General features: G+C 44.9%; 19 protein-coding genes. 17 read left to right on the top strand and 2 right to left on the bottom strand.

The annotated features are described in order from the left end of the window. Positions 1 to 2: 2 nt before the first annotated feature. Positions 3 to 1,361: a tRNA 5-hydroxyuridine modification protein YegQ gene (yegQ, locus tag CEX98_RS00600; protein WP_099640207.1), complete on the bottom strand. Its 1,359-nt coding sequence runs from the start codon at positions 1,359 to 1,361 to the stop codon at positions 3 to 5. A 320-nt stretch (positions 1,362 to 1,681) separates the two neighbouring features. On the opposite strand from yegQ, the gene ndk reads away from it, so the two are divergent. The 14 genes from ndk to trmB all read left to right on the top strand — a co-directional run bounded on the left by ndk (position 1,682) and on the right by trmB (position 16,499). Then, a complete protein-coding gene (gene ndk, locus CEX98_RS00595; protein WP_010377338.1) occupies positions 1,682 to 2,113 on the top strand; it encodes a nucleoside-diphosphate kinase in 432 nt (143 codons plus the stop codon). A 204-nt stretch (positions 2,114 to 2,317) separates the two neighbouring features. Then, positions 2,318 to 3,454, top strand: coding sequence for a bifunctional tRNA (adenosine(37)-C2)-methyltransferase TrmG/ribosomal RNA large subunit methyltransferase RlmN (locus CEX98_RS00590; protein ID WP_099640206.1), 1,137 nt, complete (start codon positions 2,318 to 2,320; stop codon positions 3,452 to 3,454). Between the two features lie 142 nt (positions 3,455 to 3,596). Then, entirely contained in the window at positions 3,597 to 5,087 is a 1,491-nt protein-coding gene (gene pilW / locus CEX98_RS00585) for a type IV pilus biogenesis/stability protein PilW (protein WP_099640205.1), read from the top strand. An 8-nt stretch (positions 5,088 to 5,095) separates the two neighbouring features. After that, positions 5,096 to 5,956 carry a RodZ domain-containing protein gene (locus CEX98_RS00580; RefSeq protein WP_242441580.1) on the top strand — a complete coding sequence of 287 codons (861 nt, stop codon included), beginning with the start codon at positions 5,096 to 5,098 and terminating at the stop codon, positions 5,954 to 5,956. A gap of 5 nt (positions 5,957 to 5,961) precedes the next feature. Continuing rightward, entirely contained in the window at positions 5,962 to 7,080 is a 1,119-nt protein-coding gene (gene ispG, locus CEX98_RS00575) for a flavodoxin-dependent (E)-4-hydroxy-3-methylbut-2-enyl-diphosphate synthase (protein WP_099640203.1), read from the top strand. Between the two features lie 136 nt (positions 7,081 to 7,216). Then, positions 7,217 to 8,494, top strand: a complete 1,278-nt coding sequence (hisS, locus tag CEX98_RS00570; RefSeq protein WP_099640202.1) for a histidine--tRNA ligase — start codon at positions 7,217 to 7,219, stop codon at positions 8,492 to 8,494. Positions 8,495 to 8,503: 9 nt separating this feature from the next. Next, on the top strand, positions 8,504 to 9,121 hold the full coding sequence (locus tag CEX98_RS00565) for a YfgM family protein (protein ID WP_099640201.1): 618 nt from the start codon (positions 8,504 to 8,506) through the stop codon (positions 9,119 to 9,121). Positions 9,122 to 9,130: 9 nt separating this feature from the next. Then, positions 9,131 to 10,312: an outer membrane protein assembly factor BamB gene (gene bamB / locus CEX98_RS00560; RefSeq protein ID WP_099640200.1), complete on the top strand. Its 1,182-nt coding sequence runs from the start codon at positions 9,131 to 9,133 to the stop codon at positions 10,310 to 10,312. Positions 10,313 to 10,386: 74 nt separating this feature from the next. Continuing rightward, a complete protein-coding gene (gene der, locus CEX98_RS00555) occupies positions 10,387 to 11,856 on the top strand; it encodes a ribosome biogenesis GTPase Der (RefSeq protein WP_099640199.1) in 1,470 nt (489 codons plus the stop codon). Between the two features lie 207 nt (positions 11,857 to 12,063). Next, positions 12,064 to 13,407 (top strand): UDP-N-acetylmuramate:L-alanyl-gamma-D-glutamyl-meso-diaminopimelate ligase, encoded by a 1,344-nt coding sequence (gene mpl, locus CEX98_RS00550; protein WP_099640236.1) that lies wholly within the window; start codon positions 12,064 to 12,066, stop codon positions 13,405 to 13,407. A gap of 5 nt (positions 13,408 to 13,412) precedes the next feature. Next, positions 13,413 to 14,036, top strand: a complete 624-nt coding sequence (locus tag CEX98_RS00545) for a flavin prenyltransferase UbiX (RefSeq protein ID WP_099640198.1) — start codon at positions 13,413 to 13,415, stop codon at positions 14,034 to 14,036. 6 nt (positions 14,037 to 14,042) lie between these two features. Further along, positions 14,043 to 14,963: an ABC transporter ATP-binding protein gene (locus CEX98_RS00540; protein WP_099640197.1), complete on the top strand. Its 921-nt coding sequence runs from the start codon at positions 14,043 to 14,045 to the stop codon at positions 14,961 to 14,963. Between the two features lie 2 nt (positions 14,964 to 14,965). Then, the gene (locus CEX98_RS00535; protein ID WP_099640196.1) at positions 14,966 to 15,733 is read left to right on the top strand and encodes an ABC transporter permease; all 768 of its coding nucleotides are present in this window, start codon (positions 14,966 to 14,968) and stop codon (positions 15,731 to 15,733) included. 100 nt (positions 15,734 to 15,833) lie between these two features. Further along, positions 15,834 to 16,499 (top strand): tRNA (guanine(46)-N(7))-methyltransferase TrmB, encoded by a 666-nt coding sequence (trmB, locus tag CEX98_RS00530; RefSeq protein WP_099640195.1) that lies wholly within the window; start codon positions 15,834 to 15,836, stop codon positions 16,497 to 16,499. Positions 16,500 to 16,542: 43 nt separating this feature from the next. Here trmB and CEX98_RS00525 read toward each other — a convergent pair whose 3' ends face one another. After that, the gene (locus CEX98_RS00525) at positions 16,543 to 18,465 is read right to left on the bottom strand and encodes a GGDEF domain-containing protein (RefSeq protein ID WP_099640194.1); all 1,923 of its coding nucleotides are present in this window, start codon (positions 18,463 to 18,465) and stop codon (positions 16,543 to 16,545) included. Between the two features lie 659 nt (positions 18,466 to 19,124). Between CEX98_RS00525 and panP the strand changes: the two genes are divergently transcribed. The 3 genes from panP (at position 19,125) to CEX98_RS00510 (ending at position 22,499) form a co-directional block, all read left to right on the top strand. Next, positions 19,125 to 20,756, top strand: a complete 1,632-nt coding sequence (panP, locus tag CEX98_RS00520; protein WP_099640193.1) for a pyridoxal-dependent aspartate 1-decarboxylase PanP — start codon at positions 19,125 to 19,127, stop codon at positions 20,754 to 20,756. A gap of 207 nt (positions 20,757 to 20,963) precedes the next feature. After that, on the top strand, positions 20,964 to 21,935 hold the full coding sequence (locus CEX98_RS00515; RefSeq protein ID WP_242441579.1) for a sensor domain-containing diguanylate cyclase: 972 nt from the start codon (positions 20,964 to 20,966) through the stop codon (positions 21,933 to 21,935). Positions 21,936 to 22,115: 180 nt separating this feature from the next. After that, positions 22,116 to 22,499, top strand: coding sequence for a VOC family protein (locus CEX98_RS00510; protein ID WP_099640192.1), 384 nt, complete (start codon positions 22,116 to 22,118; stop codon positions 22,497 to 22,499). The last annotated feature ends 507 nt before the right edge of the window (positions 22,500 to 23,006 follow it).

The raw sequence follows: 23,006 nt of genomic DNA, 5'->3' as shown, positions 1-23,006 counted from the left end.
GACTACACCTTTTTAAATGGATTTCGCGTATCCTCATGTTGACCCAAATTACGCATTAAAATCGCATGGTTTAGGTCAATGTCCTCAGGCAGCGGGATTTTTACAATATGACCGGAGCCTTTCGCATCATCAATTGTCTCGCCCTTTTTATTTTCCATGTGCTCGAGATTAAAGTGAATATTGCCTTTCGGGGTCATCAACTCCAGGCTGTGCCCTGTACAGAATTTGTTTTTTACATCGATTTCAACCAAGCCATTATTGCTGCGACCAAGTACTTCTCCGACAAATTGCTGTTTGTCCGAGATGGAGTGGCCGTAGTCGTAGTTTTGATAGTCCTGATGCACATGACGCTTTAAAAAGCCTTCGGTGTAGCCTCGATGAGCGAGGTTTTCAAGGGTTTTCATCAAGCTTGGATCAAAGGGCTTGCCAGCAACGGCATCATCAATGGCTTTACGATAAACCTGCGCGGTGCGCGCCACGTAATAAAATGACTTAGTACGACCTTCAATCTTGAGGCTATGTACCCCCATTCTGGTGAGTTGGTCAACATACTGTACGGCACGTAAGTCTTTAGAGTTCATGATGTATGTGCCGTGTTCATCTTCAAACGCTGGCATGTATTCGCCTGGACGGCCTTGCTCTTCGAGCATAAAGACTTGGTCGGTTGGTTGGCCTTCACCAAGTGTGGGAATAATGGCCTTTGGGTCCACTTTGTGTACTACGTCACCGGTTTCGTTTTCTTGGCCCGGTTTTACGTCATAACTCCAACGACAGGCATTAGTACAAGTCCCTTGATTTGGATCGCGCTTATTGATGTAACCAGACAGCAAACAGCGCCCCGAGTACGCCATGCATAGAGCTCCGTGGACAAATACTTCAAGTTCAGTTTCAGGGCACAGCGTGCGAATTTCTTCGATTTCTTGCAGTGATAATTCACGAGACAAAATCACCCGTTCCACCCCTTGCTTAGCCCAAAATTGCACGGCTGCATAGTTAACCGCATTGGCTTGCACAGAAAGGTGAATTGGCATGTCTGGCCATTTATCGCGAACCAACATGATGAGGCCAGGATCAGACATGATAAGCGCGTCTGGTTGCATGGCAATAACCGGTTCAATATCACGTAAGTAGGTCTTTACTTTGCCGTTATGTGGCGCAATATTTGACACCACATAAAGCTTTTTATTTTGCTGGTGGGCTTCATTGATACCTATTTCAAGGTTTTCAAGGTCAAATTCGTTATTACGCACTCGAAGGCTATATCTTGGTTGCCCGGCGTAAACCGCGTCGGCACCGTACGCAAAAGCGTAACGCATATTCTTTAAACTGCCGGCAGGAGAGAGAAGTTCTGGTACAAACATAGTTTACCTCATACATTGAACTGATTACGGGTCAGCTGTTGAGTGATTTCGCTTGCTGATTCTAAAAAGCGGCGCAGTATAGAAGAAAGCCTGTAAAGTAATTTTGATGTAGATCAGGTTTTTCGATGTTGTACAGGAAGTAGGCTGACTTCCTTATGGGCTGTGCTGTGGCGATGTATCTTGATAAGTTTATTGGTACTAAATTCACCAAACTTTTCTATCTTCGAAAAGAAAGCGACGCGAGATAGTAGGTTTTTTCTACCAAACAACGTATAATTCGCGCCCGTTAATATTCACAACAATATTTTGGAGCAAAAAAGATGGCTTTAGAGCGCACTTTTTCAATTATCAAGCCTGATGCGGTAGCTAAAAACCACATCGGTGCTATCTACAACCGTTTTGAGTCTGCTGGTCTTAAAATCGTTGCATCAAAAATGGTTCACCTTTCTCAAGAGAAAGCTGAAGGTTTCTACGCAGAGCACAAAGAGCGTCCTTTCTTTGGTGCACTAGTTTCTTTCATGACTTCTGGTCCTGTAATGGTTCAGGTTCTTGAAGGTGAAGATGCAGTTCGTAAAAACCGTGAAATCATGGGTGCTACTAACCCTGCAGAAGCGCTTGCTGGTACATTACGTGCTGACTACGCAGACAGCATCGACGAGAACGCTGTACACGGTTCTGACGCGCCTGAGTCTGCTGCTCGCGAAATCGCTTACTTCTTCGCTGAAGAAGAAATCTGCCCACGTACTCGTTAATTCGAGACTGTGTGCCAAAGAAGGGCTTTCGAGCCCTTTTTTTGTCCCGTAGCCAAATGCTGTTGGTATGGGATAAGCGTGCTTTGTTAAGTAATCCAACTACTTCACAAAACACGTTACATTATTTGTGATGTTTGCTGCTTTTTTGTACAATGTGCTGTTGGCAATTTAGCTGTTCTTACCGTCTTTAACCGAGGTTGTTTCATGACCACTACTGAGAAAAAAATTAACTTACTTGATTTAAATCGCGAGGGGATGCGCGAGTTATTTGCATCATATGGCGAAAAGCCGTTCCGCGCGGATCAGGTGATGAAATGGATTTATCATTTTGGTATCGACAACTTTGATGAAATGAGCAACTTAAACAAAAAGCTGCGCGCCCGTTTGCAAGCTGAGTGTGAGATCAAAGCACCTGAGATTTCAGTTAAGCAAGAGGCCTCAGATGGCACCATCAAATATGCATTGTTACTTGAAGGCGGCCAAGAAGTAGAGACCGTGTGGATCCCAGAAAAAGACCGAGCAACCTTGTGTGTGTCTTCTCAAGTTGGCTGTGCTTTGGAATGTACTTTCTGCTCAACAGCGCAGCAGGGTTTTAACCGTAACCTAAAAGTATCTGAGATCATTGGTCAGGTATGGCGAGTGGCAACCGACATTGGCCTACACAAAGGCGATAGCACCAAGCGTCCGATCACCAACATCGTAATGATGGGGATGGGTGAACCTCTGCTAAACCTCAATAATGTGGTGCCAGCAATGGAACTAATGATGGATGATTGGGCATTTGGTTTGTCTAAGCGCCGTGTGACTTTGAGTACATCAGGGGTTGTACCAGCTCTGGATATCTTAAAAGAAAAGATCGACGTGGCCTTGGCGATTTCTTTACATGCGCCGAATAACCCGCTACGTGACGTGCTGGTTCCTATCAATAAAAAGTATCCAATCGAAGAGTTTTTAGCTGCTTGTCGTCGTTATATTGATGGCTCAAAGGCAAATAAAGACGTAACGATTGAATACGTAATGCTGCAAGACGTGAATGACAGCACCGATCATGCCCATGAGTTGGTTGAAGTATTAAAAGGGACGCCGTCGAAGATCAACCTGATCCCGTTTAACCCATTCCCAGGCAATGATTATGGCCGTTCAAGTAACAGCCGTATCGATAGATTTTCAAAAGTCTTACAAGCCGCAGGGTTAACGTGTATCGTGCGCCGTACGCGTGGTGATGATATTGATGCCGCTTGTGGACAGCTTGTGGGGGACGTGGTTGATAGAACCAAACGTCTAGCAAAGAAAAAGCAACGTGACGACAACGCAATTGCTGTCAATGTGAGTGCGCAATAGTTGGTAAAGAGCTGGGGTTTCCCGGCTCATTTCGTCTCAACTTAAGATAAGTTCCGGTTATCTGACAAAAAATAGATGAATCTCTTTGCCTTTTGGGTAATATAGTGCAGACATAGAACCCAGTGGCATTCAAAGGTGAGTGATGCAATCGCGAAATTATCGCAAAACAGGATTGGCTGCATCCATTCTCGCAGGCGCGAGTTTAGTTCTGTCAGGGTGTGTGACGGAGAGTCGTTATCGCTCCGATGGGCGACCTGTGGCCGAGCAACAAGTTAACAACGTCAATGCTGCCAGAACTCGCATCGCACTTGCGCTTCAATATCTCAATTCAGGCAATACCACTTCTGCTAAGTTTAATCTTGAGCGCGCATTGCAACTGGCGCCAAAATTGGCTGAGGCGCATTATACGCTGGCGTACTATTACGAGCAGGTAGGTGAGCAACAACGGGCCGATAGCGCCTATCAGGCGGCCTTAGCGATTGAGCCTGATAACCCCGATACGCTGAACAATTACGGCACGTTTTTGTGTCGAGTTGGTCAATACGACAAGGCCAGTGATTATTTTTTCAAAGCGATAGAAGTGCCTAGTTATCTGCGGGTTTCCGCCAGTTATGAAAACTTGGCGTTATGTGCGTTGAAGCAAAATGAATACTTGCTCGCCGAAGACTATCTGCAAAGTGCGATTAAGCACAATGCACAACAGGTTTCTTCGCAGCTTGCTTTGGCCGGCCTATATTATGCGCGTAGCGACTTTTTGAGAGTGGAAGATATTCTAGAAGCCGTTGAGAAGCGTGGTTTTATTTCGCCCAGAAGCCTGATGTTAGGGCACCTTGTTCATATGCAGATGGGCCACTTGCAAAAGGCCCAAGATATTGCAACAACCCTAGTGCAAAGCTATCCCAAGTCGCCGCAAGCAGGTTTGATATTGACAGATAATATCGCGGCAAGTGAATTTGAGCGACTCAGGAATCGGTATCGGGAGTCACAGTTAAACAAGTTGGCCGATGCTTCACCGAACCATATTGTGGCAAACCCAAAAATTAAAATTAAACGTAAGAAAACGCAATCTAATTCAACGCCTGTATTCACTGCTGATTCACCTGTTGAGACCAATAATTTTGCGCCATTAGCAAAACCTGAGGTGGTCAAAACAGCGCCTGCGGTCAACACAGCGTCGCGCCCCGATGAACAAGTTGAGTTTTATCAACCGAATCCTGCGGATGTCACTTTTAGTGCCGCGCTACGGGAGCGTCAAGTAATGACAACAGCGGCCACTAATACGTCCATTCCGCTGTTAAACAGTGAAATAGCCGCGCCAAAGGTGCCTTTTCATACTGTTATTGCAGGTGAAAACCTGTTTAGTATTTCGGTAAAATACGACATTAAAATGGTCGATTTGATGAAGTACAATCAAGTGCGTGAATCTGCAAGATTATTTGCGGGTCAAAAGGTGTATCTAAATAACCCCAATGTGATCCATGAAATCGCAACGGGAGATACTTTGCTCAGTGTAGCCGATCGATATGGTGTGTTGATCGATGAAATTATGCGATGGAATAAGCTAACTCCTGATGTGGCACTGCAAGCAGGTCACGGATTATTAATTGTGGATCCAACAAATTACGTTTTATGAACCAATCAATGAAAGAGCAAGAATCACCTGAACAAGAGCTGCCTTCACTTGGGCAAACTTTAGCAACGGCAAGACAAAATGCCGGGATCAGTTTTGCCGAAATTGAATCACGTCTAAAGATGACTCATGCCCAACTCACCAAGCTCGAGCAGGACGATTATCAAGACTTAGGACCTGAAACTTTTGTGCGCGGTTATATTAAAAACTACGCCACATTGCTTGGGCTAAATCCGGTGGATGTACTGGCTATGTATCAATCACCCGAGGTGCCGCCACAGAAAAAGCGAATGCAGAGTTTTTCGCGTCGCACACATAAAGAAGCCCATGATAATCGCTTGATGATGGTGAGCTATATTGTGTTAGCCATTGTACTGGGGTCGTCTGCATTTTGGTTTTGGCAGACCAATACAGCTGAACCAGAAATGGCGCAAGAGAGCGCCGTAACCGCCCTTGAAGCTCCTGAGACTGACATAACCAACACTCAAGAAGAAGCGCAAAACGCGGCTATAGAGCAAACTATTGATACCGATGTACAAGACACACAGCCTGTTAATACCCCAGAGGCTTCAGCGTCAAACATGGCCGAAACCAAGCCACAAGAGCAGGTTAAACGAGATCCTGGCTTAAGTACGGTAGTGATGTATTTTAACGAAGAAAGCTGGGTTGAAATGTTTGATGCAACCCAAGAGCGTGTCGCGTTTGGTGTTAAAAAAGCAGGATATACCATGACAGTTGAGGGGAAAGCCCCTTTTTCTGTTATACTCGGCAAGCATCGGGCCGTAGAGGTCACACTTGACGGCAAACCAGTGACCTTACCTGAGTTTACTAAAAACCGTTTAGCCAAATTTAATTTACCGTTAGCAGAGTAGTCAGCATGTTTTCAGAACCACCAATAAAGCGTAGAAAATCAACAAGAATCTATGTCGGTAATGTGCCTATTGGCGATGGCGCACCGATAGCCGTACAGTCAATGACCAATACCAACACGTTAGATGTTGATGCAACGGTGGCGCAGATCAGGGCTATTCAAGAGGCGGGTGCAGATATTGTGCGTGTCTCAGTGCCAACTATGGATGCCGCTGAAGCATTTAAAAGCATTAAAGAGCAGGTTGATATTCCGTTAGTAACGGATATTCACTTTGATTACCGCATCGCCTTACAGGTTGCAAAATACGGCGCAGACTGCCTGCGTATCAACCCAGGCAACATTGGTAGCGAAGATAGGATCCGTGCTGTAATTGATGCCGCAGGCGAGCACAATATTCCGATCCGGATAGGTGTTAATGGTGGCTCGCTGGAGCGAGACTTACAAGAAAAGTATGGCGAGCCAACTCCTGAGGCCTTACTAGAGTCTGCAATGCGTCATGTTGAAATTCTTCAGCGCCATAATTTTGATCAGTTTAAGGTTTCGGTAAAAGCGTCAGATGTATTTTTGGCTGTAGGGGCTTATCGTTTACTTGCCAAAGAAATCGATCAACCGCTGCATTTGGGGATCACGGAAGCTGGTGGCTTCAGAGCCGGCTCGGTGAAATCAGCTGTGGGCCTTGGGATGTTATTAGCCGAGGGCATTGGTGACACGCTTAGGGTATCGCTGGCAGCCGACCCTGTGCAAGAGATAAAAGTCGGATTCGATATCCTTAAATCGCTTCGAATTCGTTCTCGTGGCATTAACTTTATTGCCTGCCCTAGTTGTTCAAGACAAGAATTCGATGTGGTGAATACCATGAATCAACTTGAAGAGCGACTAGAAGATATTACTACGCCGATTTCGGTGTCGGTGATTGGCTGTGTGGTGAATGGCCCAGGTGAAGCCTTGGTGAGCGACTTAGGCCTTGCTGGTGCAAATCGTCGTTCAGGTCTTTACATTAACGGTGAACGTCAGAAAACACGTATTGATAATGACGACATCGTTGCACAGTTAGAATCTCAAATTCGAGATTACGTTGAGAAAAAAGAGCACGAAGAAAAAATCGATGTAAAAATCATCGACTGAGACGGGTGTAATCGTTAAGATAAGCGAATTTTCTAGCTTTATACAGGTATGCAAAAAGTGCTACCTGAGCATATTTTTAAGCAATCGCACCAACCAATGAATACTGGTTAGTGGCAAAGTATAATTAGGGTTTTCAGTGACTAAACAACTTCAGGCAATCCGCGGAATGAATGATTGTCTGCCGGGTGATACGCAAATCTGGCAGAAAGTAGAATCGGTATTAAGAGAGACAGTAGCTGCATTTGGTTACCAAGAGATCCGTTTTCCAATCGTTGAGTCGACCGTTCTATTTAAACGCTCTATCGGTGAAGTGACCGATATCGTAGAAAAAGAAATGTATACCTTTGATGACCGCAATGGCGACAGCTTAACGCTACGCCCTGAAGGGACAGCAGTGTGCGTACGTGCTGGTAATCAAAATGGTTTGTTATACAACCAAGAGCAACGTCTTTGGTATATGGGGCCGATGTTCCGCCACGAAAGACCGCAAAAAGGCCGTTACCGTCAATTCCATCAATTTGGTGTTGAAACCTTTGGTATGGCAACACCAGATATTGATGCCGAAGTGATCCTAATGACAGCGCGCCTATGGCAGCAGTTTGGCATTCAAGACCATGTAAAGCTTGAGCTCAATTCTTTGGGCTCCAATGAAGCACGTGCTGAATATCGCGATGCCTTAATTGCTTACTTGGAGCAGCATAAAGACGTACTCGATGAAGACAGCTTGCGTCGTATGTACAGCAACCCGCTGCGCGTACTCGATAGCAAAAATCCAGATGTTCAGGCCATTTTGGTGGATGCACCAAAACTTTCTGAGCACTTAGATGAAGCATCTCGTGAACATTTTGCGAATTTGTGTGAACGTTTAGACGCAGCAGGCGTCGAATACCAGGTTAACGAAAAGCTAGTGCGTGGTCTTGATTACTATAATCGCACGGTATTTGAATGGGTAACAACCAGCCTAGGTTCACAAGGTACTGTATGTGCAGGTGGACGCTACGATGGTTTGGTGGAGCAACTTGGTGGCAAAGCCACGCCAGCCGTTGGTTTTGCAATGGGCATTGAGCGTTTAGTCTTGTTGCTACAAACCTTAGAGTGCGTGGGTAATATTCGTCGCAATGCCGATGTGTATGTGGTTGCCATGGGTGACAAAGCGGCGATTCAAGCTCCGGTTGTGGCGCAACAGTTACGAGATGAGGTTGCAGGGCTTCGCGTGATGGTACATTGCGGTGGCGGCAACTTTAAAAAGCAATTTAAACGCGCAGATAAAAGTGATGCGGTCGTTGCACTGGTGCTAGGTGAAGATGAACTAGCAGAAGGCAAAGTTACCGTGAAATACTTGCGTGAAGAGAAAGAACAAATCACCTTACCGCTAGCAGACGTAAAAGCACTGCTTGCAGAGTTGGTAAGCTAAGAGGTTAGAATGGAAATTTATTCAACAGAAGAACAACAAGCAGAAGCAATAAAACGATTTTTCCGTGAAAATGGTGCCACGCTAGTGATTGGTGCGGTATTAGGTTTGGGTGGTCTATATGGCTGGAAAACGTATAACCAAAGCCAGATTGACAGTGCGGAAGCGGCATCTGAAGCCTACACTCAAGTTGTTGAAAGTGATGATGTGCTTAAAAAGAGTGAAGCATTTGTCGCCAACAATGCCGATTCTAACTACGCTGTACTGGCTGCTTTTGTAGCGGCAAAAGAAGCCATCGAAAAAGACGACTTAACGTTAGCCGCAGAAAAGCTAACGTGGGCAGCTGAGCATGTTGAAAATGCTGAGCTTAAAGCGACTGCACAGCTGAGACTTGCACGCGTTCTGGCGTCTCAAGCGCAATACGAACAAGCGCTTGCAACACTTGCTCAGCCAATGCCTGAGGCATTTAAAGCGCAACAAGCAGAGATCCAAGGTGATATCTACCTTGCGCAAGGTGAGCAAGATAAAGCACGCGATGCTTACCAATCAGCATTAGATGCGGCGAAAGGTAATAACAACCCGATGCTGCAAATTAAACTGGATGATCTTGCGCAAAAGACTACGGTTTAAGGAGTCGCCATGAAGAAGTTAACAATGGCCTCATTGGCATTATGTGTCGCAGCGCTGACTGCTGGTTGTTCTTCAAGTGATGATGAAGAAGAACTGGTACTTCCTGAAATCAACAACCAATTTGAAGCCAACATTGTATGGCAAGAAGGGGTTGGTGATGGGGTTGAGCATTACTTTTCTCGTTTATCACCAGTAAGTTATCAAAATACGGTATTTGCTGCTGCCCGTGAAGGGGTTGTGACAGCCTTTGATACTGAGACTGGTAAAGAGAAGTGGCGAGTTGATGTACGTGAAAATACCAACTTCTGGCCTTGGGAAGACAGCGACAGTGCAAAATTGTCGGGTGGTATCACTCAAGCGTTCGGGAAACTGTATATTGGTTCTGAACATGGACAGGTTTTCGCGCTAGACCGTGAAACGGGCGAAGTTGTATGGCGCAAGTCAGTACCCGGTGAAGCGCTTTCGGCTCCGTCGGCTGGTGATGGCCTACTTTATGTTAACTTAGGTTCAGGCAAACTCGTTGCTTTACACCCAGATACCGGTGAAGAGCGCTGGCATTATGAACAAGAAGTTCCGGCGTTAACGCTGCGTGGCTTAAGCTCTCCAACTAGCGCTAATGGCGGTGTACTTGTTGGCGAAGAAAGCGGTAAGCTAACGGCTTTGATTGCTGAAAATGGTTTCACTGCTTGGAGCACGGATGTTGCAATTGCTAAAGGAGCTTCTGAGTTTGAGCGTTTAGTTGATGTTGACACTAAACCCGTGGTTAGCGGCGCATATGTGTATTCTATCGCCTATAATGGTAAACTAGTCGCTATTGATGTTCGTAGCGGTAACGTCGTTTGGGATCGTGAGTACAGTAGCTACCGAGATCTCAGTCTAGATCTGGATGTAATTTATCTGGTTGATAGTGATGGCGTGTTATATGCACTTGATAAAAATTCAGGTATTGAACGTTGGACACAACCTGCGCTACGCGGTTGGTATCTAACTGCCCCGACAGTTGCCGGCGACTATGTCGTTGTTGGTGACCAAGAAGGTAACCTGCATTGGCTGGACAAAAACTCGGGAGAGCTGGTGTCTCGCACTGAGTTTGATGATTCTGGGTTTTATATTGAGCCTATCGTAGTGGATGGCAAAGTGTTTGTTTACACACGAGACGGTGAACTTAGCGCAGTTCAAATTCCGCAATAACCTTCTGAATTTTTAGATGTTTTATGGGGCTTCGCTTTTGCGAAGCCTTTTGTTGTTTTTAAAAGAGGTAGTCTATGCTTCCTGTGATCGCTCTTGTTGGGCGACCTAATGTGGGTAAATCCACACTATTTAATCGTTTAACACGTACTCGTGACGCGTTAGTTGCTGATTTTCCGGGCCTTACTCGCGACCGCAAATATGGCCAAGCAAATTACGAAGGCTATGAGTTTATTGTGGTAGACACGGGCGGTATCGATGGCTCAGAAGAAGGCATTGAAACTGAAATGGCCGAACAGTCGCTGCTGGCAATTGAAGAAGCAGATATTGTGCTATTTTTGGTTGATGCACGTGCTGGTATGACGGTTGCCGATCAAGCCATTGCGCAGCACCTTCGTAAGCAACAGAAAAAATGTTTTGTGGTTGCCAATAAAACCGACGGCATTGATGCTGACTCCAACTGTGCTGAGTTTTATCAGCTTGCGTTAGGAGATGTTCAGCAGATCGCCGCAGCACACGGTCGTGGTATTACCCAGCTACTAGAGTTGACTCTACAGCCTGTGATTGCTGAGCTCTCTTCGCAAGAAGAAGCGCTAGAGCAAGACGATGAAGATATTGCACAACTTTACCTTGAAGGTGAAGAAGCCGAAGAAGGTAAAACGGGTTTTGAAGACAAACCTGTAAAACTTGCCATTATCGGTCGTCCAAATGTGGGTAAGTCAACTCTGACAAACCGTATTCTGGGTGAAGAGCGTGTGATTGTGTACGATATGCCAGGCACAACCCGTGACTCAATTTACATCCCAATGACGCGTAATGACAAAGAATATGTGTTAATCGACACAGCCGGTGTACGTAAGCGTAAAAAAGTCAGCGACGTGGTAGAAAAGTTCTCTGTGATTAAAACATTGCAGGCAATTGAAGATGCTAACGTAGTCTTGCTTGTTGTGGATGCTCGAGAGGGGATCTCAGATCAGGATTTGAGCCTGCTTGGTTTTGCACTGAATGCCGGTCGTTCGTTGGTGATCGCCGTGAACAAGTGGGATGGTCTTGATGACTACGTAAAAGACCGCATTAAAACCGAACTAGACAGACGACTAGGTTTTGTTGATTTTGCGCGTTTACACTTCATCAGTGCACTACACGGTACAGGTGTAGGTCATTTGTTTGAGTCTATTGATGAGGCCTATGAGTCGGCAACAAAACGAGTTAGCACTGCGATGTTGCGTCGTATTATGGATATGGCCCAAGCCGATCACCAACCACCATTAGTTCGTGGTCGTCGTGTTAAGCTTAAATATGCGCACGCTGGCGGTTACAACCCTCCACGTATTGTTATTCACGGTAATATGGTGCATGAGCTACCAGACAGCTACAAGCGTTACCTGATGAACTACTATCGTAAAGCGCTAAATGTGATGGGAACACCGATTAAGATTGAATTCCGCGAAGGGGATAACCCTTATGCTGGTCGTTCAAACAAAATGACGTTATCGCAAAAACGCAAACTGCGTGCCTTTGCAAAAGAAAATCGTAACAAGTCCTAAGTGTGACAGGTCGGGCTTTGGCCCGACTTCATTCCTTACTTGCCGTCCCTAGCGCAAGTACGCTCCGCTTTTTCACTTACCGTCATGCCGCCATATAGCCAAGACAAGAACAATACTGGTGCGTGAGATTCAACAATAAAGTCAGCCACCAATAAGCTGAGTATGTTAATCTAGTTGGCAATGAAAAATATCAAGAACGCTAACGCCATGCATGTACATATTTTAGGGATCTGCGGTACCTTTATGGGTGGGATCGCCGCAATTGCAAAGTCTTTGGGGCATAAAGTCACAGGTTCTGACCTCAACGTTTATCCGCCCATGAGCACCCAGCTTGAAGCCATCGGGATTGAACTAACGCAGGGGTATGACCCACAGCAATTGATCGATACACAACCAGATGTGGTGATCATAGGTAATGCCATGAGCCGTGGTAATCCTTGCGTTGAGTATGTGCTAGAAAAAGGCTTGTATTATACATCTGGCCCAGAGTGGCTTAGGGAAAATGTACTGCGTGAGTCTTGGGTATTAGCAGTTGCTGGAACGCATGGTAAGACGACCACGGCAAGCATGTTGGCTTGGGTTCTGGAGTATGCAGGGCTGCGCCCCGGCTTTTTGATCGGTGGAATAGTGCAAAATTTTGGGGTGTCTGCTCGTACCTCAGATACGCCATTTTTTGTCATTGAAGCCGACGAGTATGACACGGCTTTTTTTGATAAACGCAGTAAGTTTGTACACTATTTGCCCCGCACACTGATCCTAAATAATCTAGAATATGACCATGCGGATATTTTCCCTGATTTAAACGCCATTCAAACACAATTCCATCACCTTATTCGTACTTTGCCGAGCCAAGGTAAAGCCATTTATCCTGCCGATGACCAAGCGTTACAAGATGTTATTGCTAGGGGATTTTGGAGCCAGCAGGAATCGCTTGGCAAAGAATGGTCGTATAACCTCAAAGAAGCTGACGGCTCACGTTTTACCGTGCTGTTTGAGGGGGAAGAAAAAGGCGAGGTGGCGTGGCAGGCAATTGGCGTGCACAACGTCAACAATGCCTTGATGACTATTGCTGCGGCGAGGCACGTCGGTATTCCAATCGAAGTGAGCATAGAAGCACTTGGAGAGTTTATCTCACCAAAACGTCGGATGGAGTGCAAGGGAACTGTGAATGGCGTGACCGTTTATGACGATTTTGCCCATCACCCAACTGCTATTGAAACAACACTTGCAGGGCTTCGCGCTAAAGTCGGTAAGGCACCAATCATCGCAATTCTTGAGCCTCGCTCAAATACCATGAAGCTCGGCGTTCACCAAGAGACATTACTGCAGTCACTGGACGTAGCAGATGAAGTCTATTTATTTGAACCTGAAGGGTTGTCTTGGTCGCTGAAGGAGCAGGCCGAGCGTGCTGGACGTCAATGCTTTTCGAGTGTCGCTGAAATCGTCACACAAGTCGTTGAAAATCAAGCTCCTAACCAACATGTGTTAGTGATGAGTAATGGCGGCTTTGGTGGTATTCACGATAAATTATTAACTGCATTGAAAAAGTAATCTCTATGTCAGAACAAACATTTAAAGGGCCAATTACATTGGCGTTTAGTGGTGCATCCGGTGCGCCCTACGGACTACGTTTGCTGGAAGTCTTGGTGTCGTTAAACTATCAAGTGTATGTGCTAATCTCGAGCGCAGCTCGGGTGGTATTGGATACTGAGTCTAACTTAAAGCTTTCTGGAAACGAACAAAAAGCTACTGAGCAGCTGCAAGCATTGTTTTCAGCCAAAGCGCAGCAAATACAAGTATTTGGTAAAGATAACTGGTTTAGTCCAGTGGCGTCGGGCTCGGCTGCACCAAAGCAAATGGTGGTGTGCCCATGTAGCACCGGGAGTGTTTCAGCGATTGCGCTGGGGGCATCCGATAATTTACTTGAGCGAGCAGCTGATGTGGTCATCAAAGAGCGCGGGCAGCTGATTTTGGTACCTCGAGAGACGCCTTTTAGTCCAATCCATCTTGAAAATATGCTCAAGTTAAGTCGCTTAGGCGTGACGATTATGCCTGCGGCTCCTGGGTTTTATCACCAGCCACAAAGTATCGATGATTTAGTCGACTTTATGGTGGCACGCATTTTAGATCATCTACACATCGAGCATACCTTAGCAAAACGCTGGGGTTATGGAGAATAATAAAATATGACAATAGCACTTAACATCAAAGGGTTAAAAAAGGTCTACAGTAACGGGGTTGAAGCGGTTAAAGGCATAGATCTAGAAGTCCAAGAAGGCGACTTCTTTGCGTTACTCGGCCCCAATGGGGCTGGAAAATCAACCACAATTGGAGTTATCGCATCGCTGGTGAACAAAACTCAAGGCAGCGTTGAAGTATTTGGACACAGCATAGATACACACTTAGAAGCAGCTAAATCCAATTTGGGTCTGGTGCCACAAGAGTTTAACTTCAGTCAATTTGAAACACTAAACCAAATTTTGGTGACACAAGCTGGTTACTATGGCGTGCCAAGGGATGTTGCACACCAAAGGGCTGAAAAGTATCTTAAACAGCTTGGACTCTTTGATAAAAAAGACAAGCAAGCTCGTACTTTATCTGGAGGGATGAAACGTCGCTTGATGATTGCCAGAGCCTTAATGCACGAACCAAAATTATTGATTCTGGATGAGCCAACGGCTGGGGTAGATATTGAGCTACGTCGCTCAATGTGGGATTTCTTGCGTGAGATTAACAAACAGGGTGTAACCATTATCCTAACCACACACTACCTCGAAGAAGCAGAGCTGTTGTGCCGCAATATTGCGATTATTGATAAAGGCACGATTGTTGAGCACACGACTATTAAAGCACTTTTGGCTAAATTAGATAAAGAGACCTTTGTTCTGGATTTAAAACCTCCCATGAAGCCTGTTGCGTTAAATGGCTATCAGTATACCACTGTTGATGATCATACGATTGAGGTTGAGGTGGCTAAGTCGCAAGGCCTAAATGGTGTTTTCTCACAACTTACAGAGCAAGGTAATCAAGTATTGAGTATGCGCAATAAAGCGAACCGCTTGGAAGAATTATTTGTGGGCTTACTAGAGCAGGGGAGAGGGGCATAATTGTGTTGAAATATGGCGTCGCGTTAAAAAGTATTTGGATCAAAGAGTGTATTCGTTTTTTGCGTATTTGGGTGCAAACCTTAGTCCCTCCTGCAATCACAATGACACTTTATTTTGTGATTTTTGGCAGCCTGATTGGTTCACGCATTGGTGAAATGGGGGGCTTTAGTTACATGGAGTTTATTGTACCTGGTCTTATTATGATGTCGGTGATCACTAACTCCTATTCTAATGTGGCCTCGAGTTTTTATTCCACCAAGTTTCAAAAGAGCATTGAAGAGTTACTGGTAGCGCCAGTACCAAACTATATTATTGTACTTGGTTATATGGGCGGTGGTATGGCAAGAGGTATGCTCGTTGGGCTTATCGTTACCATTGTTAGTTTGTTTTTTGTTGATATTCAAATTCATAATCTGGCGGTGATTATCATCACGGTAATTTTAACTTCCGCCGTGTTTGCGTTGGGAGGGCTTATCAATGCTGTATTTGCTAATAGTTTTGATGATATCAGTATTATTCCGACGTTTGTATTAACGCCGCTAACCTATCTAGGCGGGGTGTTTTACTCTATCACCTTGTTGCCAGAGTTTTGGCAAGGGGTGTCGCAAATAAACCCGATCATCTATATGGTTAATGCATTCCGCTTTGGCTTTTTAGGTGTGTCGGATGTGGATATTGGCGTGGCCTTTACCGTGTTAGGTATTTTTATCTGTGGCTTATTCTTGCTCGCGCTTAATTTGATTAAACGTGGTGTTGGCTTAAGGCACTAAACACAAGGCGGCTCGATCCAATAGAGCGCTGCAAATGATGGCAGCGCTCTTCCAGAATTTCAGGTAAAATCCCACTATTCCCCTTTAATATTGACCGGTTATGACAGAAGCAAACTCTCGTAGTATCACCACAAACCAACAAGGGCTACACGAAAAGCTCGATGAGATTGTCACTAAACACTTACAGGCTGAATTTAAAAAGCCAATCGCAGCGCATACCCAGCGCGCGTTTGATGAGGTGAATGAGCGAGTTCAGGCGTTTGACGGGCCAGTTATTTTGGACTCGTGCTGTGGCGTGGGTGAAAGCACTGCTAATTTGGCTAAGTTGCACCCCGACGCGCTGATCATTGGGATTGATAAATCTTCTCATCGCCTAGAGAAACACGATGTAGAGTATAAACAAGCTGAGCAGGGACAATATATTCTAGTTCAAGCCGATCTCAATGATTTTTGGAGACTGGCGTTGGCAGCAAACTGGCAGCCTACTCATCATTATTTACTGTATCCAAATCCATGGCCTAAAGCCAAACATATTCAAAGACGCTGGCATGGCAGTGCGGTGTTCCCTTACATCATTAAACTCGGTGGCCAGTTAGAGCTGCGCAGTAACTGGGATATTTACGTTAAGGAGTTTGCTCGAGCATTGGCGCTAAGTGGGATTTCTACGCAAGTTGAGGCCTACGAAAGTGACGAAGCTATCACTCCATTTGAGCGTAAATACTGGGCCAGTGGGCAATCCAGTACCCGCTTAGTCGTCAAACTTTAATTATAATTGTGATGTGGGGCCTAATACATTCAAGCCCCACAGCTTAGAGGTGGCCGCTGGCTTTACCAATCCAACTGCCTTCAAGTCTTGCAACCCCCGCAGCTTCTAACTGCTTAGCTTGTTTGCTATTGGTAACACAAGGCACTATCAGTTCAATACGTTTGCTATTGCAATGACTGGCTAAATATTCAATTGAGCTTAGCAACATGTCATCTTCGTCTAGATTTTCGCAGATACTAGCTTCAAGACAAATTGCATCGAGTGGTAACTTCAAGATCCGGTTAATAGTAAGGAAACCACTATTGACACCACACACCGACACATTCGCGCCTTTTGCTTTTAGCGACTGCATTAACAAGCTCATATCACTAAAGTTTTTAAGTACATCCGTTTCATTAAACTCGAAAGTGATAAGTTGAGGTTGTGGGTATCGACGTAATATTTGGCTGATATAGTCAAAATATTCAGCATCGGCCACTTCGCTATGACTGAGTTGTATGCTCCAAGCATGATTAGACTTTCTAAACCGAGTAACACACAATTCGAGTAGCTTCATACTGATTTGAGCGCGCAGCTTAGGCTGCTTCATCACTGGGTAGAAGTGTTCAGTGTCAACGATTGCGCCGCGTTCGTTGAGTATCCTAGCGGTACAATAATACTGGATATCACCGTGATTATGGCAAGCTCGACGTGGGGTAAAAAATGGAATAATGCGGTCAGATCCACAAGCGTCTTGGAGCATTCTGGTGAGATGTAGGTTTTTTGCTTGTTGCTGAGGGTTGAGCTGCAGCTGGGAGTCAAAATAGCAAATTTGGATATTTTGTTGTTGTGCTTGCCTAAGCGCTAAAAACGCATTTTCGAGCAACAAAGCACAGTTACCCTTTGCAACGCCAGCGCATAAATTCACATATAAGTGAGGAGCATCGTAAATGGGTTTGGCACAAGGGAATGACTCGGTTAAATTAGCAAGGTAATGTTCACCATGCTCGGTACTGGTGACTAGGGCTATTTTGGAGGTAGTAAGGCGATAAACCTCAAAAGGGTGCGTAAACTCAGAAAAATAGCGCATCACTTTGGCCATTACGTTATCGCCGACCTCTGTACCATAAAAGCTAATGATGTCTTCAAGCTCTTTTACCCAAACCACACTCAAACATAAGTGTTGCGACTTTGAATGTTTTAATGCTTGCTCAAGTGCAATGCGATTGCCAAATCCGGTCCGGCTATCATTCGTTAACGTTTTTTTGTAGTACATAAAATACAAGCTGACTACGACTAAAAACATAATAAAGAAAAAGCTCGCATCTATGGCGGCATCAATCACGCTTTCATGGAGTCTGCTTTGTAAATCGTGAATGGTAATATCAGCCCCTGCGATATAGGTTGTGCCATCAGGCAAGACAAAAGGGATAAATACACTTTTGAAGTGACCCCATTTATCTTGAGCCACTTCAAACACAGGCTCGGTAGAATGAAATGCACTTTTTAGGGTAATAGAGGCTTCTGAGTAGATATCTTGATACCGAGTCATACGGTTAAGTTTAAGGTCTTCTCGCGTATAACTAGATGCTGTAAAGTGAACATGAGGCGGCTTTAGCACCATAGTGTATACGTATTCCACATTCAGAGCTCGCGCAAGCTCGGTGAGGGCATGGCTTTTTTGCTTAAATTCAAGTGGGGTGATGCGCTCTGGAAACTCGTGATATTGCTTGCCGGTAATCACGTTTGCACTGGTGGCTGCATTGATAAGTTGTGAATCAATTCTGGCGATAATATCGCGACGTGTATCGTAATAATTAGCGATGACATAAATAGAGAGGGCGGCCAGAAATATAAAAGAAGCCAACCCCAACCAAGCAACGGGTAGCCTAGGCGTGTAACTAGTGAGGCCAAACCACTGAGCTACCTTGTTTGCAGCGGGTTTTGAGTTGGCCTTAAGGGGCTGAGCTATGCTCCGAGTATTCATGATAATCCTTTATCCACCAATTCGTTACGAATGAACGATAAAATGCCATGCTGACATTTGGGTGGTTTTACCTTGTTACATTATATAAACAATACATCATAAATTGACGACATGAAAAGAAATAGCACAAAAAACTTTTGTCTATATTTAACCTGAGGTTAGGATAAGAAATGCGCTAACTCTTTGTTTTTAAAGTCACACTAAATTTTTTCCTTATCTAGCCAGAGTGTTTTGGGAGATAACTAAGTGAATTTACCCACCAATAGCTGGCTATCGGCAGTGAGTTCAACGCAGTTAGCGCTAAAACTGGCTGCTAGAAAGGCATTAATTATCCGAAGCTCAGGTTATTTAGTAAAATGCATTGTTGTTGACGGTGGAAATATACCACTCTTTTTATACTGACGCTCTGATTTATACCGTATTTGTCCCCATAATGTAAAATGAAAGAAGAACGTTTCAAGGTCATTTTCATTGAACTTTCGTTGGCTTTTCATAAAATTGTCAATGTTTCATGAATTTTAGCGCGACAATAGAAGACAATTCTCTTTCTTTACAGTAAAGTTAGCCATTTCACATATCACAATCTCTTGTGTAAATTGTATCGACCCCAGCTTTCCTTGGGGTAGGTTAATGCACTGTTTGATGTTTAGGTAGTATTCATGGGTCCAAAGCGTTGCGCCGTTGCGTCTGAAGAAAGCTTAATGCGTATATTTACCGTGCCTGAGGCACCAGATTCAACTTTAAGCAGAATCGAGCAAGAAATCTCGAGCAATTTGGCTGGCTTTTTAAATGAAAATATAGCTGCCATCGAAAAGCCCCTTCACGAGGTCGAAAAAGACTTTCAGTCTGCGCAGATCCCAGAAGTTCCTATGTTTGTCTCAGACTACGCACAAGATATTATGGAGCAATTAGTTGCCCACTCAGTGCATACTGCTGCTCCGAGCTTTATAGGGCACATGACGTCAGCGCTACCGCACTTTGTGTTACCTCTGTCTAAACTGATGGTGGGCCTGAATCAGAACCTGGTGAAAATTGAGACATCAAAAGCTTTCACACCACTTGAACGGCAAGTTTTGGGAATGGTACACCACCTTGTTTATGGCAATGATGATGCCTTCTATGATAAATGGATGCACAGTGCAAAAACGTCATTAGGGGCATTTTGCTCTGGTGGCACCATAGCTAATATTACGGCACTTTGGATTGCACGTAACCGTTTACTAAAAGCCGATGGCGAGTTTAAAGGGATTGGCGCATCAGGAATGGTTGCTGCGATGATGCACTATGGTTACAAAGGCCTCGCGGTACTGGTGAGTGAGCGCGGTCACTACTCCTTAGGTAAAGCGGCTGACGTGCTCGGTATTGGGCGGGATAATTTTGTTTCTATCAAAACGGCCTCGAATAACAAAGTTGACGTCAGCGCCATGCGAGAAAAAGCGCATGCGCTAGAAGCGCAAGGTATTAAGGTGATGGCCTTAGTTGGGGTCGCTGGAACGACAGAAACAGGTAATATCGATCCGCTAGACGAGATGGCTGATTTAGCACAAGAGCTAGGCTGTCATTTTCATGTTGATGCCGCATGGGGCGGGGCAACGCTGTTATCGAACAATAACCGTCATCTCCTTAAAGGGTCTGAACGCGCTGATTCAATTACAATCGACGCACACAAGCAGATGTATGTGCCGATGGGCGCTGGCATGGTGCTATTTAAAGACCCCGCAGCGTCAGATGCGATAGAACATCATGCTGAATACATTTTACGTAAAGGATCAAAAGATTTAGGTAGTCACACCCTAGAGGGGAGCCGCCCAGGTATGGCAATGTTAGTACATGCTTGCTTACGGGTGATTGGCCGTCAAGGCTATGAAATGTTGATAGACAAAGGCATCGAAAAAGCGCGCTACTTTGCTGAGTTAATCAAGCAAACCCCTGATTTTGAGTTGATTTCGGAACCCGAGCTGTGCTTATTGACCTATCGCTATGTGCCTGAAGCAATAAAGGCTGCTATCGCCCAAGCTGAAGAACACGAGAAGATAGAAATTTATGCAGCCCTCAACCGTTTTACTGCGAGCATGCAAAAGCGTCAACGTGAGGCTGGACGCTCGTTCGTATCGAGGACGCGATTAACGCCAGAGCAATATGATCGTCAGCCAACGGTTGTTTTTCGTGTGGTACTTGCAAATCCACTGACGTCAGAAACGTTACTCAAAGAAATTATGGATGAGCAAAGACAGCTCGCGACATCTGATCCTGTGTTTAAAAAATACCTCGCAAAATACTGTAATCATTAACATGACTGGTAAAGTGGCCGAGTGCCACTTTATTCATTCTTTTTACGTTATTAAACTGTTAACCTTTCCTGTTTTACTCCTTATTTCTTACATCTTTTTGTGTAATTATGCCAATTCATAGGTTTACTAGTGAATTCTCAGTATTTAATACTATGCTTAAGAATTATGGCGCGTTATGCTAGTGGAAAAGAATAAAATCTTCGTATTATGTTGAAGCACTTTAGCAATGTCACTCAACGGCTTCGTCGACTTAGCTCGCAGGAGCTTGATGTATCGGGAAGTTTTCAAAGCTTTCTGATTGATATGCTTGATGAGGGGAGGTCAACGCTAGGTGTAACACGTGTTTCTGTCTGGCTATTTGATGATCTTGATAAGCCTACCGAGCTCATCAATGTTGCTAATACGGATTGGTGTGTGGATCAACTGCCAGACCAGCTTCCAGCCCTTAAGTACGAGGATTTTCCTGCTTATTTCAGTGCAATCAATAGTGGCCAGTCAATTGATGCAAATAACGCAGCAGAAGATCCAAGAACTTGTGAATTTCTTGAACCTTATTTAATCCCCCATAATATTAAGACGATGCTAGACACCGTCATATTCAAAAATGGTATTCCTCATGGTGCCGTATGCTGCGAGGGAAATAATATTCGTACTTGGCATAAAGACGAAATAGCATTTGCAGAGATGATTGCGGATTGTTGTAGTCGCCGTTTATTGGTGAAAGAGCTTTGGCAGTTACAGCTTCAACTCACTGATATGGCTTTTAAAGATCCGTTAACTGGTTTAAGTAATCGACGCTTTTTGATGGATAATGCCGTGCGAGAAATTAGTCGTCATGCACGCTTTGACCACCCTTTTAGTATGATGATGTTAGATATCGATCACTTCAAAAAAATCAATGATAATCACGGGCATGAGACCGGTGATTTGGTATTGAAAAGCTTTGCGGAAATCTGCATTAATACACTTAGACTTGAAGATTGTATGTGTCGGTTAGGCGGGGAAGAGTTTATTGTGTTACTGCCAAATACCGCCGTTAATTCCGCGATGGTGATTGCTGAGCGCTTAAGAAAAGAGATAGAGCAAGCGGTTATCACTACCCCCGCAGGTGAGATCCGCATTACCTCCAGCTTCGGTGTCGCAGAGATAAATACTAACCTACCATTAGCCATGCATTAAAAGCTGTTGACCACGCAGTTTACCAAGCAAAGGCGGCGGGCCGAAACTGCGTTACTCCTGTCCAGTAATTGTTTCTGTCTCTCCAAGCATGAATGGGCGCAATGCGCATTTTACCTTGCCCAATATTTGTGCTTAAGTTATAACTGGTTACAGTTAAAGTTCAAACTGAGTGAGGGCTAAGTGTTTGCCAAAACGGTTATTTATGTAGAAAGTGTCGAAGAGGTGCTCGATTTTTATTATCAAGCATTTGGCTTAAGCACCTTCGATATGACCGATGAGGGAGATTACGGTGAGCTTGATACTGGAGAAGTAAAGCTTGCTTTTGCAAGTCATCCGCTGGCGCAATCTCAGTTTAGGCAAGACTACATTCGCTGCCACCCAAAACAACCCGCATTGGGGTTTGAAATAACCTTAAGTTGTGAAAATGTCCCCCAGTGTTATGACAAAGCAGTCGCTGCGGGCGCGGAGCCATTGAGTGCCCCCAGTCAGAAAGGCAATGTTACACAAGCCTATGTAAGAGCCATAGAAGGAACCTTAGTGGCGTTAGTTTCAAAAAAGCCATAAGTGATAAAAAGAACTCCAGCAGGATTTTGTAGGTGGTTCACCTGCCGAGCAGTTACAGCGGTGTTTGAAAAACCAATCAAAATCTCGCTGCATAAAGCAGCTCCTACAGCATGGTTTTACAGCGTTTTGTAGGAGGCGGTTTACCCGCCGAGCAGTTGCAGCGATATTTGAAAAAATAATCAAAATATCGCTGCATAAAGCAGCTCCTACCCCACGGTTTTACAGCGTTTTGTAGGAGGTGGTTCACCCGTCGAGTAGTTACAGTGATATTTGAAAAGTAATCACAATCTCGCTGCATAAAGCAGCTCCTACCGCACGGTTTTACAGCGTTTTGTAGGAGGCGGTTTACCCGCCGAGCAGTTGCAGCGGTGTTTGAAAAAATAATCACAATATCGCTGCGTAAAGCAGCTCCTACAGCATGGCTTTACAGCGTTGTGTAGAAGGTGGTTCACCCGCCGAGCAGTTGCAGTGGTGTTTGAAAGATAATCAAAATATCGCTGCATAAAG

The organism is Pseudoalteromonas piscicida (genome assembly GCF_002744175.1).
Lineage (GTDB): Bacteria > Pseudomonadota > Gammaproteobacteria > Enterobacterales > Alteromonadaceae > Pseudoalteromonas > Pseudoalteromonas piscicida_B.
Note: the sequence above shows the minus strand (reverse complement) of the source record. Positions and strands in the feature narration are given on the sequence as shown.